Below are 16,354 nucleotides of genomic sequence, written 5' to 3' on the forward strand. Positions count from 1 at the left end.
CAACAAAGGTATGAAATATATCAACCTTGTTGGAACCGGTGAAACCTTCGGTCAATAATCGCTGATGAACTCGTCGTGTAGCGACACAGCGAAAAATTTGTTCGTGCAAATGAACAAATCACACAACTAAAAAAGGACTGCCTTCGGGCAGTCCTTTTTTGTATGAATTGCAAAAAGAAAAGGCTTCCCGCTTTTCGGGGAAGCTGTCACGAAGTGACTGATGAGGTGTGGTGAAATAAAGAATAAATAATAAAAATGGTGGCACCTTGCAGGTGCATAGCATTGTAGGGGCGGATGCCCACATCCGCCCGTTTCTTCAGTATTGCAATTTTCTACAACGGGACGATGCGGGCATCGTCCCCTACAAAAACGGTTCCCCAAACCGTTTTCTTAACGGCTCGTGCCCTCTCAGTGTTCGAGTCCCTTTCGGTGCTTATTGACATAAAAAAAGAGCAGATACAATATGTATCTACTCTTTATGGTGCACCTTCAGGGACACAGTTGCTTCGCACCTTGTCTGCTTGACGACCCAAGCCTGCGGCTTCGGTACCCGTCTGCGCACCATTCACCTAAAAACGGTTCCCCAAACCGTTTTCTTAACGGCTCGTGCCCTCTCAGGTTTCGAGTCCCTTCGGTGCTTATTGACATAAAAAAAGAGCAGATACAAAATGTATCTACTCTTTATGGTGCACCTTCAGGGACTCGAACCCGGGACCCACTGATTAAGAGTCAGTTGCTCTACCAACTGAGCTAAAGGTGCATAACAACTCCGTTATTATACATCATTATTTTGAAATTGTCAAGTATTTTTTATGGAAAAATCTTTCTGATAAAATGAAAATCTCTCCCGATTGGGAGAGATTTTATCATTCAGTTACTTTGATTCGTTCTACGCTGTGGCATTTGCCGGTGGATTCGTCCACGGTGAAGATGGCGCCCATCATGGCAGGATTGGTGTCTGCCCAGTCAAAACGGGAGCGTTTATGATGCACAATCCGTCCGATGGAAATTTCTTTTTTTAAGCCTAATACCGAATCGGTGGCACCGGTCATCCCGATATCGGTGATAAAACCTGTACCGTTTGGTAACACCTGTTCGTCGGCGGTGGGGGTGTGGGTATGAGTGCCGAACACGGCAGATACCCGTCCGTCCACATAATAGCCGAAGGCTTTTTTTTCGCTGGTGGCTTCGGCGTGGAAGTCCACGATTATGATATCGGTTTTATCTATTAAGTAGTCCAGCGCTTTATCCATTGCCAGAAAGGGACAGTTGACAGGGGAGAGGTAGATTCTGCCCAAAAGATTTACCACGCCAATGCGGTATCCTTTGGCGTCTAACACGGTGTAGCCCTCGCCCTCTAAGGAGCCGTCATAATTTAAGGGACGGATAATGCGGTCGGGGTAACGGTCAAAGGCTTTTTCCACGTCTTTTTTATTAAAAGCGTGATTGCCTAAGGTGACACAGTCTGCCCCTGCGTTTAAAATGTCTTCGGTGATATTTAAGCTGATACCGCTTCCGGGAAGAGCGTTTTCACCGTTGACCACGGTGAAATCAATGTTGTTTTCTTTGATAAAGGTTGGTAATTTCTTTACCAAAAATTCGACGCCGCAATCTCCCACAACGTCACCGATTGTTAATAGTTTTAACATGAGATTTGTTCCTTTTCTATCTTCCGAATCGGAAGCTGAAATGTTTATTATTTATTCTTTTTCCTTGATTAAAGGGGCATAGTATTTCGCCATAAAATCGTTGTAAATTCTGGAGTATTCTTCGGTTTGACGGATGCTTTCCACTTCCAGATATTCATGGGAATTGAACAGTTTTTCTTCCGAGTGCAGCTGGATGATTGCCACGCCCACATTGGAACAGTGATCTGCCACACGTTCTAAGTTGTTGACAACTTCCAGGTATGCAATGCCCGATTCTGCAGTGCATTTTTTCTTTGCCAGACGTCCCATATGTTTTCTGCGGAAGGTGGACTTGAATAAGTCGATAACCTGTTCCTTGGGTTCAATCTGAGAAGCAACAGAAAGGTCGTTGGTGCGGATAGCTTCCAGGGTGGTATCCAACAGGTCGTAAACAGCCAAGAACATATTGTGCAACTCTTTGGTTCCGCCTTTGGACAGTTTCTGATCGTCTTCTATCATCATTTTTGCAATGTCACTCATATTGCTTGCGTGGTCGGAAATACGTTCGATATCGGAAACCATACTGATATATGCCATAGTCTGTCTGTTTTCGGATTCGGAGAGAGTTTTATCGTTGATTTTACCAAGATAAGAAGACAGTTCACTTTCCATGGTATCTACGTTTTTCTCGATGAGTTTGATTTCTGTCATCGCATCGGAATTTTTTTCTAACATTGCCGCTTCGGATAACACGATATTCTTTTTCGCCAGTTCCAGCATAGAAATTACCACGTTTTTACTCTGTCCGATAGCAATAGCGGGGGAGTGAAGGAAACGTTCGTCCAGCATACGGGATGGCTTGTCTGCCATCGATTCCTGTTCCTTGGAGCCGCCGATGAGCTTTACCAAAAGCCCGGCAAAGGGGAACAGAATGATGGTGGTGGTAATGTTAAAAATGGTATGAAAATCTGCGATAGAACCGGAATTTACGTTGCCGTTCATCAGTATGTTCCAACCGGGAACTACGTAGGGGCATACGAAGAATAATGCCACAATAAACAGTAAGGTTCCGAGGATATTAAAGGTTAAGTGCAACACGCTGGCTTTTTTTGCAGTTTTGGTGGCACCCATAGAGGATAGTACCGCTGTAACGCAGGTACCGATGTTTTGCCCTAAAATAATGGGGATTGCTCCCCCTAAGGTGATGGCACCGGTGGAAGCCACTGCTTGCAGAATACCGACTGATGCAGAAGAAGACTGAATAATAGCAGTTACAACAGCACCAATGATAATGCCTAAAAATGGCATATTGGCACAGAATGCAAAGAGGGTTTCAAATACGGATTTATCAATGCCGTTTAATCCGTCTGACATAAACATCATTCCTGCGAAAATCAGGGAGAGACCGATAAAAATACCACCGGCATCTTTTTTTGTCTGATTTTTTGCCATATAAATCAGCAACATTCCTGCGATGATTAACACAAACATTAAATTGTCCGGTTTAAAGAAAGATAAAAAGAAATTTTCTGAAGATACGTCATTTAAACGAAGAATGTGTGCTGTGATGGTGGTACCGATGTTAGCGCCCATAATGATTCCTGCAGCTTGCTTTAGGGTCATAATTCCTGCCGATACAAAGCCCACCACCATAACCGTGGTGGCAGAGGATGATTGGATTACTGCAGTAACCAAAGCACCTACCAGGACTCCTTTCAAAAGATTTCCCGTTAAGGATTCAATGATTTTCTGCATCCGCATTCCGGCTGCCTTTTCTAAACTGTCTCCCATCAGGTTCATACCGAATAAAAACAGACAAAGTCCTCCAATAACCTGAATGGCGATGGTTACATACAATCCGATGTTGTCCATAATGTTGTTGCTCGCTGCTTTCTCTTTTTTTGAAAACAACTTTTCCTTTCTCGAATTTTTTGGATATGTAAATATTTTTTGTAAGGGAATGATTTTTTTCTTCACATATTATAATGAATATGTAAGAGCCAGATTATTTTGACAGATTTTTTCACACAATTTTCAATTTTATTATAGCATAGTAGTTTCGGGTTTTCAAATATTTTACGAGAAAATTTTGAAAAAAATAAATTTTCGTAAAAAAGAATAAAAAAATTAAAAATATTTCAAAAAAACTATTTATTTTTCTGATAGAATATGCTATAATTACTTGATAAAATGTATTAGTATGTCAATTTGACAGTAATTATGATAAAAATATGATAAAAAAATGAAAAAAGAGGTGACCGGATTGTTTGGACTGGGTAAGAAAAAGAAAGATAACACAGTGCTGTTAGACCCCAAAAATATTCCCGTGCATATTGCAATCATTATGGATGGGAACGGTCGTTGGGCAAAAAAACGTGGGTTGCCTCGTACGGCAGGTCATGCAGCGGGTGCGGATAACTTGGTAAAGATTGCCCGTCACGCTTATGATTTAGGGGTAAAATGTTTGACGGTGTATGCCTTTTCCACCGAAAACTGGAAACGTCCCGAAGAGGAAGTTAACAATCTGATGAATCTTTGTATGAAACGGTTGCCTCAGATTGTGGATCTGATGGAACACAGAAAAGTGGCAGTTCGTTTTTTGGGAGACCGTTCTCCTTTGCCCGAACCTCTTGTAAAAATGATTGAGAAAGAAGAAAAACGCACCGAGCCTTATGCCAAAACCGGTTGTTTTTTAAATATTGCTTTAAACTATGGCGGACGTGATGAATTGATTCACGCGATTTCCGAGATTTCCAAAAAAGTGAAAGCCGGGGAATTGACACCCGAAGAAATTTCCGAAGAAACCGTTTCCGCCCATTTGTACACGGCTCATTGTCCCGATCCGGATTTGGTGCTTCGTCCTTCCGGAGAAATCAGAATTTCCAATTTTCTTCTGTGGCAATCTGCGTACAGTGAGTTTTATTATGACCATATTTTATGGCCGGATTTTTCGCCTCGTCATTTAGAAGAAGCAATTCTTACATATCAGGGTAGAAGCCGTCGGTTTGGCGGGGTTGAGCCTGCGAAATAGAAAGGAAGATAAGCTATGTTAACAAGAATTATCAGTGCAGTGGTTGCTGCTGCTGTGTTGATTGCGGTGATGCAGTTTGATGCCATTGTTATCACAGTTTGTGCAGTAGTGTTGGCACTTTGGTGTCTGATGGAAGCGTATAGTGTGTTTTCATATCAGAAAAATCCTGTGTTTATGACCATCGGACTTTTGGTTTGCCTTGGAATGCCTTTTTATTCCCGTTTGAGTTTTCCGCAGTTGGGTGGAATCGGATTTATTCTGTTTCTGCTGATGGTGCTGTCTATGGTTGCCCGACCAAAGAAGGTTCATTTTTCAGATATTGCTAATATGAGCCTTTTGACGGTTCTGATTCCTGTTTCCTTTACACTGTTAATGTTGTTGCGTCAACAGCCTGTGAACGGTCATCATTATGTGTGGCTTTCCTGCATCGGAGCATTTTGTACCGATACCGGCGCATACTTTATGGGAATTGCCTTAAAAGGCCCTAAACTTTGTCCTGATTTAAGCCCCAAAAAGACGATATCCGGTTCTGTTGGCGGATTTTTAGGAGCCCTTCTCGGATTTTTTGTATATGCAATGATTTTGCAATATGGCTACGGTATTAGCGTGAATCCTACTACATATTATCCTTTGGCACTTCTATGTGGTTTGGTTGCACAGCTGGGAGATTTAACTGCGTCTTCCGTAAAGAGAAGCAGAAATGTGAAGGATTTTGGAAATGTTATTCCCGGACATGGTGGATTTTTAGACCGTGTGGATAGCTTAATGTTTGTTGGACCTATGGTATATATTTACGTAATTACCTTTGGATTGCAGGTGATTTTATAATGGAAGCAAAAACAAAGTCGGTTTATATTGCGGGCTCCACAGGTTCCATCGGAACGCAAGCTTTGGCTGTCTGCAAAAAACACGGTATCCGTGTAGCAGGGTTATCTTGCGGTAAAAATGCAGAACTTCTCATTCGTCAGGCAAAAGAGTTTGACGTAAAATATGTGCATATCGGTTCAGAAGATGGGTATCATCTTGTAAAGGAACAACTTCCCGATTGCATAGTGGAAACCGGTGAAGATACGCTCTGCCGTCAGATTGAAGAAAGTGATGCAGATACGTTACTCGATGCCATTGTGGGCAGTGCAGGGTTAAAGCCTGCTATTTCCGGAATTAAATCTCGAAAAAAATTGGCGCTTGCCAATAAGGAAACGATTGTCTGTGCCGGTCAGCTCATTATGGATATGGCGGAGGAATATGGGGTGACCATATTTCCTGTGGATTCGGAGCATTCTGCGATTTTCCAATGTTTGCTGGGTAACCGTGACCGTGATGTGAAGCGTATTTTGTTAACTGCATCCGGTGGTCCGTTTTTCGGAAGAGAAGATTTATCCGGCATCCGTCCTGAAGATGCTTTAAAGCATCCGAACTGGGATATGGGCAATAAAATTACCATTGATTCTGCTACGCTTATGAATAAAGGGCTGGAAGTGATTGAAGCCTATCACTTATTCGGACATAAGCCGATTCAAGTGCTGGTGCATAGAGAAAGCATTATTCATTCTATGGTGGAATATGTGGATAACGCCATTATGGCACAACTGGGTACGCCCGATATGACTATCCCCATTCAGTTAGCACTGACCTATCCTGAGAGAAGCGAGAGCGATGCAGGAGAAGTGGATTTTGTAAAATTGGGTACCCTCAGCTTTTTTGAACCGGATACGGAAAAATTCCGTTGTTTGCAGTTGGCTTATGATGCGTTGGCAATTGGCGGAACTATGCCTTGCGTATTAAACGGCGCTAATGAGGTGGCGGTGGATGCTTTCTTAAAAGGGAAAATCGGATTTTTGGATATTCCCCGCATGATTGAAGCTACGATGCAGGCGCACACTGTGATTACTGACTATACTATGGATGATGTGCTGGCGGCAGACCGTTTTGCCAAGGAGTACGCTCGTTCTTTATTGTAAAAAAACTGGAGGAAATTAAATGACCGCAATTATCACAACCCTTTGTGTGATTATCATTTTCGGCTTGATTATTTTTATTCATGAGCTTGGGCATTTTCTTACGGCAAAAATGTTTGGCGTGAAGGTGCATGAATTTGCTCTTGGCATGGGACCGAAGCTGTTTGGCAAACAAAAAGGAGATACGCTATATTCTGTTCGTTTGATTCCGATGGGCGGATATGTGAAAATGGAAGGGGAAGATGCAGATTCTTCCGATCCGGCAGCCTTTGGTAACAAAAAGCCTTGGCAACGGTTTATTATTCTGTTTGCAGGAGCATTCATGAATTTATTGCTTGGCTTTGTATTGCTGGTGGTGTTAAATGCGGCAAGTCCTCGATTACCAATTGTTCCCAAAATGGAGATTGCCGCTGTGCAACAGGGAATGGGTGCTGAACAAGCAGGAATTTTGGCAGGCGACAAAATGATTGCCATTGATGGGAGTCGTGTGCGTACCCAGCTGGATTTGAATTTAGCGTTAGACGCAAAAGACTCTGTAACGGTTACCGTAGAACGTGACGGCGAGAAGCAAACTGTTCCTGTAACCTTAACGGAGGTAGACGGAACCGGACGTCTGGGAGTAATTCAGAAGGTGGAAGAGAAACACTTTGGAAACGTGATTTCTTATTCGTTCTTTGAAACATTTTCCATTATTAAGTTGACCTACCAATCCTTCTTCGGGATGTTCAACGGTTCTGTAGGTGTGGAGCAGATGTCGGGTCCCGTTGGGATTGTGACGGAAATTTCCAATGCCGCCAAAACCGGATTCTTTGACGTGATGTTCTTAGCACTCATTATTAGCTTGAACCTAGGTGTTGTGAACTTATTCCCACTACCTGCATTGGACGGCGGACGAATTGTGTTTGTCCTTTGGGAAATGCTCACCAAAAAGAAATTAAAACCGGAACAAGAAGGTTTTATCCATTTTATTGGCTTTGTCATTTTGATATTATTTATGCTTTATATCACGAAAAACGATATCGTGAAGTTATTTGCAAGGTAGGGTTGCCGAAACTCACTCCCTTTGCAAATTTACGTTTCCTTACGTACAAAAAGTATGCGATGGTCATTGAAATTTACAAATGAAGCAAGTTGTAGGCAACCCGATTTGATATGGTAGGGATTGCCGAACCCCACTCTTGTTGTCATTCAGGAGGATTTCTTTATGAATATACCGAAAGACTTAAAAAAATCAAAAAAAATAAAAATCGGAGACCGATTCATCGGTGGAGGTGAACCGGTTGCCATCCAGTCTATGACCAACACGCCTACCGCTGATGTGGATGCCACAGTTCAACAGATTTTATCGCTGGAGCAGTGCGGCTGCGAAATCGTAAGAGCTACTGTCAACGACGAGGAGGCTGCCAAAGCTATCTCAAAAATCAAGGAACAGATTCATATTCCCTTGGTTGCGGATATTCACTTTGATTACCGTCTTGCCATTCAAGCCGTGGAGCAGGGAGTGGATAAGGTTCGCATCAATCCGGGAAACATCGGAGACCGTAATCGTGTGAAGCAGGTGGTGGATGCCTGCAAAAAACACGGTGTTCCCATCCGTGTGGGAGTAAACGGCGGTTCTCTTCCCAAGCCGATTTTGGAAAAATTCGGGGGAGTAACGCCCGAAGCTTTGATGGAAGCTGCAAAGGAGCAGATTTCCGTGTTGGAAGAACTGGATTTTCACGATATTGTGTTATCGTTAAAAGTTTCTGATGTGGAGAAAAATATCGCTGCATATACGTTGGCAAGTGAAGTGTTCCCATATCCGTTGCATCTTGGTGTGACCGAAGCAGGCGGCGGAATCTGGGGTGTGACAAAAAATGCCATCGGTATCGGAACTCTGCTTCGGAATGGCATCGGTGACACCTTGCGGGTATCCTTAACTGAATCGGTGGAAGAAGAAATTGATGCCGCGAAAGCTATTTTAACTGCCACGGGCAGACGAAAAGAGTGGGTAGAGGTGATTGCTTGCCCCACTTGCGGTAGAACGAAAATTGATATTATTTCGTTGGCAAAAGAAGTAAAAGAAAAAACAAAACATATACATAAACCGCTCAAAGTTGCGGTAATGGGTTGTGTGGTAAACGGTCCCGGAGAAGCAAAAGATTGCGATATCGGGATTGCAGGTGGAGACGGAAAAGCTGTTCTCTTTGAAAAGGACGAAAACGGAATTTCTCAAATTACCAAAACACTCCCGGAAGCTGAAATTGTGCAAACACTCTTAAATAAAATCGAGCAAATGTAAGAAAAGGAAGGAAAAGAACAATGGAAAACGTATTTGATGTGTTACAAGAAAGAGGACTGATTGCTCAGACTACACACGAGGCAGAAATCAGAGAATTATTAGGCAAAGAAAAGGTAACCTTTTATATCGGTTTTGACCCGACAGCAGATAGCTTGCATGTAGGACACTTTTTGCAAATGGTGGTTATGCGTCATATGCAGATGCATGGACATAAACCCATCGCTTTAGTTGGTGGCGGTACCGGACATATCGGAGATCCCTCCGGCAGAACTGATATGCGTCAGATGATGACCAAAGAAATCATCGACCACAACTGCGAATGCTTTAAAAAACAGCTTTCCAGTGTGGTGGATTTCACCGATGGTAAAGCGATTATGGTAAATAATGCTGATTGGCTTTTGGACTTGAATTATGTAGAATTTTTACGTGACATCGGTTCTTGCTTCTCAGTTAATAAAATGCTTCAGGCAGAATGCTTTAAGCAGCGATTGGAAAAGGGGCTTTCCTTCCTGGAATTTAACTATATGCTGATGCAAAGCTATGACTTTTTGATGTTAAGCAGAAAATATGATTGTAAAATCGAGTTGGGCGGCGACGACCAGTGGTCCAACATTTTAGGTGGTCTGGAACTTTGCCGCAGAAAAGACCAGAAACAGGTTTACGGTATGACCTTTACTCTGCTGACCAACAGCGAAGGTAAAAAGATGGGCAAAACTGCTTCCGGTGCAGTATGGCTGGACCCCAATAAAACATCACCCTATGATTTCTATCAGTATTGGGTGAATGTTTCCGATGCCGATGTTATTAAATGTATCAAACTTCTGACCTTTGTGCCCATGGACGAGATTCGTAAAATGGAACAATGGGAAGGGGCAGAACTCAATCAGGCAAAGAAAATCCTTGCTTACGAAGTGACCAAGTTGGTTCATGGTGAGGAAGAAGCCAACAAGGTGAAGGCAGCTGCAGAAGCTGTGTTTGGCGGAGTTGGCGTTTCCGCGGACATGCCCACCAAGGAAATCGAAGATTTTGGCGATTCCATCGGTGTTTTAGATTTATTGGCAAATACCGGTATTGTGCCTTCGAAAGGTGAAGCAAGAAGACTGATTCAGCAGAACGGTCTTTCCATTGGGGATGACAAAGTAACCGATCCGATGATGGCAGTTACTAAAGCAGACTTTGAAAAAGAAGGATTTATCATCGTGAAGAAAGGCAAAAAAGCATTCTTCAAAGTGATGATTAAAGGATAAGGCAGAATATTTGAGAAACAGGCACGGAATTTTTCGTGCCTGAAATTTCTTCTATAGGCTAGAAAATTAAGAGGTTTTTCTATGAATCTGAAAGTGATGACCTTTAATATATGCCATGGTGCAGATTATCAAGAGCTGGTGAAAACCAACAAAAGTCCAAACGGACCGCTTTGTTTCGGATATGAATTGACCGAAAAACTTTTTCAGGAAGAAAATGCAGATGATTTAATCAAAATTTGGCATCAAAGCGTAAATCTGGAAAAAATTGCCAAGGTTATCTGTCAGTATGATTGCGATATTATTGGTTTAAACGAAGTCCGCGGAGCGGGAGATTCTCCTTATTATTCCAATCAGGCGGAATTGTTAGGGAAAATGACCGGCAGGGAATTTGCTTTTGCGAAAGCGGTGGAATTTCCCGGCGAGGGTAGCTATGGTACAGCTATTTTGTCTCGATTTCCCATCAAATCTTGTGAAACCGTGAAAATTCCGCAAATGGAAGATTTGCCTAACAGGGAACCCCGTATTTTTTTGAAAGCTGTTCTTTTGATACCGGAAGAAGTGACGGTGTTTGTGAGCCATTTCGGCGGACATGCAAGGGAGCAGGAATTGGCAGTAGAAACATTTTTAAGAGAAATTGAAGATATTAGCACGCCTGTCATTTTGATGGGTGATTTTAACACCACGCCGGACAGTGGGCGGTTGGATAGTATATATGAAGTGATGGAAGAAGCTTTTTTAAAAGAAAATCGATTTACGTTCCCGTCTTTTCATCCTGTTCGAAAGATTGATTATATTTTTGTAAATCATATGGAAAAAAACATTCACTTTTCAAAACCAGAAGTGATTACCAAAATAATTTCAGATCATTATCCTCTTTTTGCAGAGGTTATCTTATAAAAGGAGATTTATCATGACAGGTCTTACCCGTCAACAAGTTGCAGAAAAAACACAAGCTAATCAGACTAATGTGATGCCCAAGCCAAACGTAAGAACAAGCTGGGATATTGTCAGAGAAAATGTGTTTACCTATTTTAATTTTTTAAATACTGTCATCTTTCTTCTGGTGCTAACCACAGGGAGCTGGAAAAACACTCTATTTATGGGAGTAGTCATTTCCAATATCTTGTTGGGAATCGGTCAGGAGTTTTATCTAAAAAGAAAACTGGACCGGCTCAAATCTGTTCGTCAGCAGTATCATACTGTGTTGCGAGACGGAGAAAAAGAACAAATCCGCTCCGAAGCAATCGTGTTGGAGGATATCGTTTTTTTAACTGCAGGAGATCAGATTCCCTGTGATATGCAAATTCTTTGTACCGACTATCTGGAAGTGAATGAAGCGTTAATTACCGGTGAAGCTGACCCCATTTCTAAAAATCAGGGAGATGCTTTGGTTTCCGGTAGTTTTGTGGTGGCAGGTTCTTGCTATGCCAAGGCAGTGAAAGTGGGTAAAGATACCTACTATGCAGGCATTATTACCAGTGCAGGGAGCTATCAGAAGATGGAATCCCGCATTTTAACTGCTATCGGCAAAATTATCAAGGTGATGTCCTATGTGATTCTGCCTTTAGGCATCGTTCTGTTTTTATCCACTTTTTATCGGAACGGCACCGATTGGCAGACAGCAGTGATTTCCACGGCAGCAAGTATTATTGGAATGATTCCTTCCGGACTTTATTTGATTACTACCGTTACCGCAGGCACTTCTGTGTTGAAATTAGCCAACAAAAAAGCGTTGGTCAACGATTTTTCTGCCGTAGAATGTTTAAGTCGTGTTACCACGGTTTGTCTGGATAAAACCGGAACGTTAACCACCGGTGAAATCAAGTTAAAAGAGCTTGTTCCTTATGATGGCACTGTTTATCAGTACCTTCGTTTGTTTGCCAAAGCGTTTCCTGTGAGAAATCCCACTATGGAGGGAATCTATCAGGCGTATGGTGACAAAACCGAGCTTACTTGGGATGTTTGTATTCCTTTTTCTTCGCAGCGGAAGTATTCCGAATTAAAAATCGGGGAACACTGTTATCGGTTAGGTGCCGCAGATCGTTTGGTTAATTCAGAAGATATTTTGAAAACCGTTAGCGAAAAAACCGCACAGGGGGACCGTGTGTTAGCACTTACCCGTGACGGCGAATGCTTGGCGCTTATTGTAATGAGTGATGTAATCAAGAAAGATGCACACTCGGTGTTGGATTATTTTCGTCATGAACAGGTGGATTTAAAAATTATTTCGGGTGACCATCCCGAAACGGTTTCTGCCATTGCCAAACAGCTTGGTTTTATGGATTATGACCGTTATATTGATTTAAATACGCAACCAAAAACCTTAGAACATTATCAAAAACTGGTGGGAACTTATTCCATTTTTGGTCGTGTGACACCGGAGCAAAAACGACTTCTGGTGCAGGCTATGAAGCAAAAGGGAGAAACCGTAGCCATGAGCGGAGACGGTGTGAATGATGTATTAGCATTAAAAGAAGCAGATCTTGCCATTGCTATGGCAAACGGTGCTCAGGCAGCCAAAGCAGTTGCTCAGGTGGTCTTAAGTGAGTCTGATTTTTCACCCGTTCCTCTTATTTTAAAAGAGGGCAGACGAATTGTGAATAATATTGAACGTGTTGCAAGTTTGTATTTATTAAAAACAGGCTTTTCGCTGATATTATCCTTCATTTTTATTTTGCTTGGTACACCTTATCCCTTTGCACCTATCAGTATGACGGTGATTGGTTCTCTTGCTATCGGAACACCTTCTTTCTTTTTGGCAATGGAACCCAATGATAAACCCGTGGGGGAAGATTTCTTCGGTTCCGTGATGAGAGCCACCGTTCCCACTGCTGTGTTAATCGGTTTGTTTGTGGGATTTTTCGGAATTTTAGAAAAAATAGGGGTGCTGGCAGATAAGGATACTCTATCTTTTTACGTCACAGCATATTTTGCCTTTTTCCATCTGATGCAAACCAGCCTTCCTATCAGCATTTGGAAGCTGACGGTGGTTGGGGTTATGCTTGTGCTGTTCTTTATTTGTCTTTTTGTTCCCAATCTGCTGCCTCTCGGCATTTTAGAAGGTTCAGATTTTCTTCTGTTGGGGACAACGATGTTGCTTGGTACGGTGCTGTTGTGCCTGTGCCATAAAGAATCCTGATTTGAAACGATTTGGAGATGAACTATGATTTATTTGGATAATGCAGCTACAACCCGTCCGTATGAATGTGTGGTGGCTCGTGTAACAGATATTTTAACCAATTCTTTTGGGAATCCCTCTTCCTTACACCGTTTGGGTATGGAAGCGGAAGATATTGTGAGAGAAGCCAGAAAAACCATGGCCTCATCCATTGGTGCGAAGGAGAATGAGATTTATTTCACTCCTTCCGGTACGTTAGCCAATAATACTGCTATTTTAGGATACCTTCGCAGAAATAAGCATAAAGGTAATAAGGTGCTGATTTCTATGGTGGAACATGCTTCGGTTTATAACATTGGAAAACAATTGGAAAAAGAGGGCTATCAGGTAGAATGGATTCCCGTTGTCAACGCTGAAGTTGACTGGGATTTTTTAGCGGAACAGTTAAATGATGATGTGGCGCTTGTAAGCGTGATGGCAGTCAATAACGAAACGGGGACTTTGTTTGATATTGCAAAAATCAAACGGATGATGAAAGAAAAAGCACCCAATGCGGTACTGCATTCCGATTGTATTCAAGCGTATGGAAAACTGGATATTCACGTTCGTGAGTTTGGAGCGGATCTGATGAGCTTTTCCGGTCATAAAATCGGTGCCCCCAAAGGAATCGGTGCTTTGTATGTGAAAAAAGGAATCTTACTGGAATCGCTTTATTATGGCGGCGGTCAGGAAGAAAATCTGTTTTCGGGAACGGAAAATGTGGCAAATATTGCGGCATTTTCGGAAGCTGTAAAGATTTTTCGTAAGGAACATCCCATAGAAAAAATGAAAGAACTTTCCTCGTTGTTTCTGAGTTTGTTGGATTCTGATATTTTAGTGAACAGCCAAAACAGCTTAGGAACTATTGTGAACATTTCCTTAAATCTTCGTTCGGAAATTGTGCTTCATATGTTGGAAAGTGAAGGGATTTATGTGTCTTCCGGTTCTGCTTGTTCTGAGAAAAAGGGCGGGAACAACCGTGTACTCGCTGCATTCTCTGTGCCGAAAGCAATGCAGGATACGGCAATCCGCGTTTCTTTTTCTCATCAAAACACCGAAGAGGAAGTCCGTTTTGCAGCAGAAAAAATCAATCAAATCTTCCAACAGAACAAAATCAGAGCAAAAAAATAAAAAAAATTGAAAAACTTTAAAAAATCACTTGACATTTTAGAGGTTATTCGTTATAATATTGAGTGCTAAAATTGATAAATACTGTTTTTTTGAATCAAGATTTAGCGTTTTTCCCGAAATGGGAACCCATAATTGTTAAAGTAATCAATGATATATTTGGAGGTGCAAAAACATGAAAAGAACTTATCAGCCCAAGAAAAGACAGAGAAAAAGAGAACACGGTTTCTTCAAAAGAATGAGAACCAGAAACGGTAGAAAAATCTTAGCTAGAAGAAGAGCAAGAGGCAGAGTTAGTCTTAGCGCATAATTCATAAGATAAGAAATGTCGTCAGATGCTTAACGCTTACGACATTTTTTTTCATTTAGCCCATTAAAAAAAGATTGCAACATTCGTTGGATTTTTCTAAAAATGTGAGGGAGACGGTTTGATTCACGCTACTTCTTTAACAGAAAACTACGAATTTCAAAGAGTTTACAAAAAAGGTCGGTCTTATCCCGGCAGATATGTGGTACTCTATTACCGTAACAATAATCACAAAGATTTGCGTTACGGCATTACTGCTACCAAAAAAATCGGGAAGGCTTGTAAGAGAAACCGTGCAAGACGGTTGATTTTTGAGAATATGAGACTTTTTTTCCCCACGATGAAAAAGGGGTATGACCTGGTGGTTGTGGCTCGTCCTGCCATTTTGGGTACCGATTTTTTCTCGTTGGGAAAAGAACTTTCCAGACTGTTACATAAAGCAGGTGCATTTGATGCTCAGTAAACTGTTTATTTTATTGGTTCGGGGGTATCAGAGGTGGATTTCGCCACTTTTGGGTGCCCGTTGCCGATTTCATCCAACGTGCTCTCAGTATGCTATTTTAGCGGTGCAAAAATACGGCTTTTTCAAAGGATTTTGTAAGGCTGTTTGGCGCATTTTACGTTGCAATCCATGGAATCCGGGAGGGATAGATTATCCGTAAAATCCCGGCAACAGAAAGGAAAATACAATGGATTGGTTATACCAGCTTTTAGGTCTCGTTATGAGACTCATTTATAATTTAGTCCAGAATTTCGGTTGGTCTATTATTATTTTCACGGTATTGGTTCGTGTTTGTATGTTGCCCTTAGTGTTAAAACAGCAGAAATCTATGGCACATATGCAGAAGATTCAACCTGCTCTGCAGGAAATTCAGGAAAAATATCAGTACGATAAGAATAAACAAAGCGAAGAAACTATGAAGCTTTATCAGCAGCATAAAATCAATCCCTTAAGCAGTTGCTTACCGTTAATTGTGCAGATGCTGGTATTGTTCTCTGTGTATGCAGTTATTCAGAATCCTATTACTTACGTTCTGCAAACTACCGGTGACGGGTTGAAAACCGCTTTTGAAGCCTTGATGAATGGGGCGGAAACGCTCACCGGATATTCCTCTCAGTTGGATGTTGCTGCTTGGGTAAGTTCCCACATGGCAGAAGCCGGAACCCTTTTGACCAAAGCAGGAAGCACGCTGAAACCGGAACAGTTTGCACTGAATTTTAAACTGTTTGGTCTTAATTTGGGAAGCGTCCCCGGTGTGGCGATTGCTGAAGGAAATAGTATTTTCTGGATATTCCCCCTCGTTGCAGCTTTGTCTACCTTCTTAACCAGCTTCATTTCTCAGAAAATGATGGCTAGAACTCAGACCAGTGAACAGGCATCTCAGATGAAAATGATGCAGTATTTCTTCCCCTTGATGACAGGTTGGTTCTGTTATAAATTGCCTGCTGCAATGGGACTTTACTGGATTGTTGGTAATGTTTTGCAGATTCTGCAGAGCTTTACTTTAGACCGCTATGTGATTCGAAAAGAAGCTCAGGTAATTGAAGTCAAAGAAGAACAGAAACGTTTGGCTAGAAAAGAAATGAAAAAGAAGAAAAAGAAATAGAAAGGATGGA

15 protein-coding genes and 1 tRNA gene are annotated in these 16,354 nt (G+C 41.9%); 13 read left to right on the forward strand and 3 right to left on the reverse strand.

What is annotated here, in order from left to right:
• Positions 1–684: 684 nt before the first annotated feature.
• From E7413_05545 to E7413_05555, 3 genes are all read right to left on the reverse strand, one after another.
• Positions 685–760: transfer RNA gene (locus E7413_05545), tRNA-Lys, on the reverse strand.
• A 106-nt stretch (positions 761–866) separates the two neighbouring features.
• Complete coding sequence (locus E7413_05550; GenBank protein ID MBE7019321.1) at positions 867–1,649, reverse strand: TIGR00282 family metallophosphoesterase; 783 nt, start codon at positions 1,647–1,649, stop codon at positions 867–869.
• A 51-nt stretch (positions 1,650–1,700) separates the two neighbouring features.
• Positions 1,701–3,500: a Na/Pi cotransporter family protein gene (locus E7413_05555; protein ID MBE7019322.1), complete on the reverse strand. Its 1,800-nt coding sequence runs from the start codon at positions 3,498–3,500 to the stop codon at positions 1,701–1,703.
• A gap of 370 nt (positions 3,501–3,870) precedes the next feature.
• Between E7413_05555 and E7413_05560 the strand changes: the two genes are divergently transcribed.
• The 13 genes from E7413_05560 (at position 3,871) to E7413_05620 (ending at position 16,344) form a co-directional block, all read left to right on the forward strand.
• Positions 3,871–4,659, forward strand: coding sequence for an isoprenyl transferase (locus E7413_05560; GenBank protein MBE7019323.1), 789 nt, complete (start codon positions 3,871–3,873; stop codon positions 4,657–4,659).
• 15 nt (positions 4,660–4,674) lie between these two features.
• On the forward strand, positions 4,675–5,487 hold the full coding sequence (locus tag E7413_05565) for a hypothetical protein (GenBank protein ID MBE7019324.1): 813 nt from the start codon (positions 4,675–4,677) through the stop codon (positions 5,485–5,487).
• A complete protein-coding gene (locus E7413_05570; protein MBE7019325.1) occupies positions 5,487–6,620 on the forward strand; it encodes a 1-deoxy-D-xylulose-5-phosphate reductoisomerase in 1,134 nt (377 codons plus the stop codon). The genes E7413_05565 and E7413_05570 overlap by 1 nt, the downstream gene beginning before the upstream one ends.
• A gap of 19 nt (positions 6,621–6,639) precedes the next feature.
• Positions 6,640–7,659 carry a site-2 protease family protein gene (locus E7413_05575; protein MBE7019326.1) on the forward strand — a complete coding sequence of 340 codons (1,020 nt, stop codon included), beginning with the start codon at positions 6,640–6,642 and terminating at the stop codon, positions 7,657–7,659.
• Positions 7,660–7,821: 162 nt separating this feature from the next.
• On the forward strand, positions 7,822–8,898 hold the full coding sequence (ispG, locus tag E7413_05580) for a flavodoxin-dependent (E)-4-hydroxy-3-methylbut-2-enyl-diphosphate synthase (GenBank protein ID MBE7019327.1): 1,077 nt from the start codon (positions 7,822–7,824) through the stop codon (positions 8,896–8,898).
• A gap of 20 nt (positions 8,899–8,918) precedes the next feature.
• Positions 8,919–10,145, forward strand: coding sequence for a tyrosine--tRNA ligase (locus E7413_05585; GenBank protein MBE7019328.1), 1,227 nt, complete (start codon positions 8,919–8,921; stop codon positions 10,143–10,145).
• Positions 10,146–10,226: 81 nt separating this feature from the next.
• A complete protein-coding gene (locus E7413_05590) occupies positions 10,227–11,042 on the forward strand; it encodes a hypothetical protein (GenBank protein MBE7019329.1) in 816 nt (271 codons plus the stop codon).
• A gap of 13 nt (positions 11,043–11,055) precedes the next feature.
• Positions 11,056–13,284, forward strand: coding sequence for an HAD family hydrolase (locus E7413_05595; protein MBE7019330.1), 2,229 nt, complete (start codon positions 11,056–11,058; stop codon positions 13,282–13,284).
• A gap of 24 nt (positions 13,285–13,308) precedes the next feature.
• Positions 13,309–14,433 carry a cysteine desulfurase gene (locus E7413_05600; protein ID MBE7019331.1) on the forward strand — a complete coding sequence of 375 codons (1,125 nt, stop codon included), beginning with the start codon at positions 13,309–13,311 and terminating at the stop codon, positions 14,431–14,433.
• A 172-nt stretch (positions 14,434–14,605) separates the two neighbouring features.
• Positions 14,606–14,740 (forward strand): 50S ribosomal protein L34, encoded by a 135-nt coding sequence (locus E7413_05605; protein ID MBE7019332.1) that lies wholly within the window; start codon positions 14,606–14,608, stop codon positions 14,738–14,740.
• 118 nt (positions 14,741–14,858) lie between these two features.
• A complete protein-coding gene (gene rnpA, locus E7413_05610; protein ID MBE7019333.1) occupies positions 14,859–15,200 on the forward strand; it encodes a ribonuclease P protein component in 342 nt (113 codons plus the stop codon).
• A complete protein-coding gene (gene yidD, locus E7413_05615) occupies positions 15,190–15,399 on the forward strand; it encodes a membrane protein insertion efficiency factor YidD (GenBank protein ID MBE7019334.1) in 210 nt (69 codons plus the stop codon). Before rnpA ends, yidD begins: the two co-directional genes overlap by 11 nt.
• A gap of 27 nt (positions 15,400–15,426) precedes the next feature.
• The gene (locus tag E7413_05620) at positions 15,427–16,344 is read left to right on the forward strand and encodes a YidC/Oxa1 family membrane protein insertase (GenBank protein ID MBE7019335.1); all 918 of its coding nucleotides are present in this window, start codon (positions 15,427–15,429) and stop codon (positions 16,342–16,344) included.
• The last annotated feature ends 10 nt before the right edge of the window (positions 16,345–16,354 follow it).

It is taken from the genome of Oscillospiraceae bacterium, from assembly GCA_015068645.1.
Taxonomy (GTDB): domain Bacteria; phylum Bacillota; class Clostridia; order UMGS1840; family UMGS1840; genus SIG452.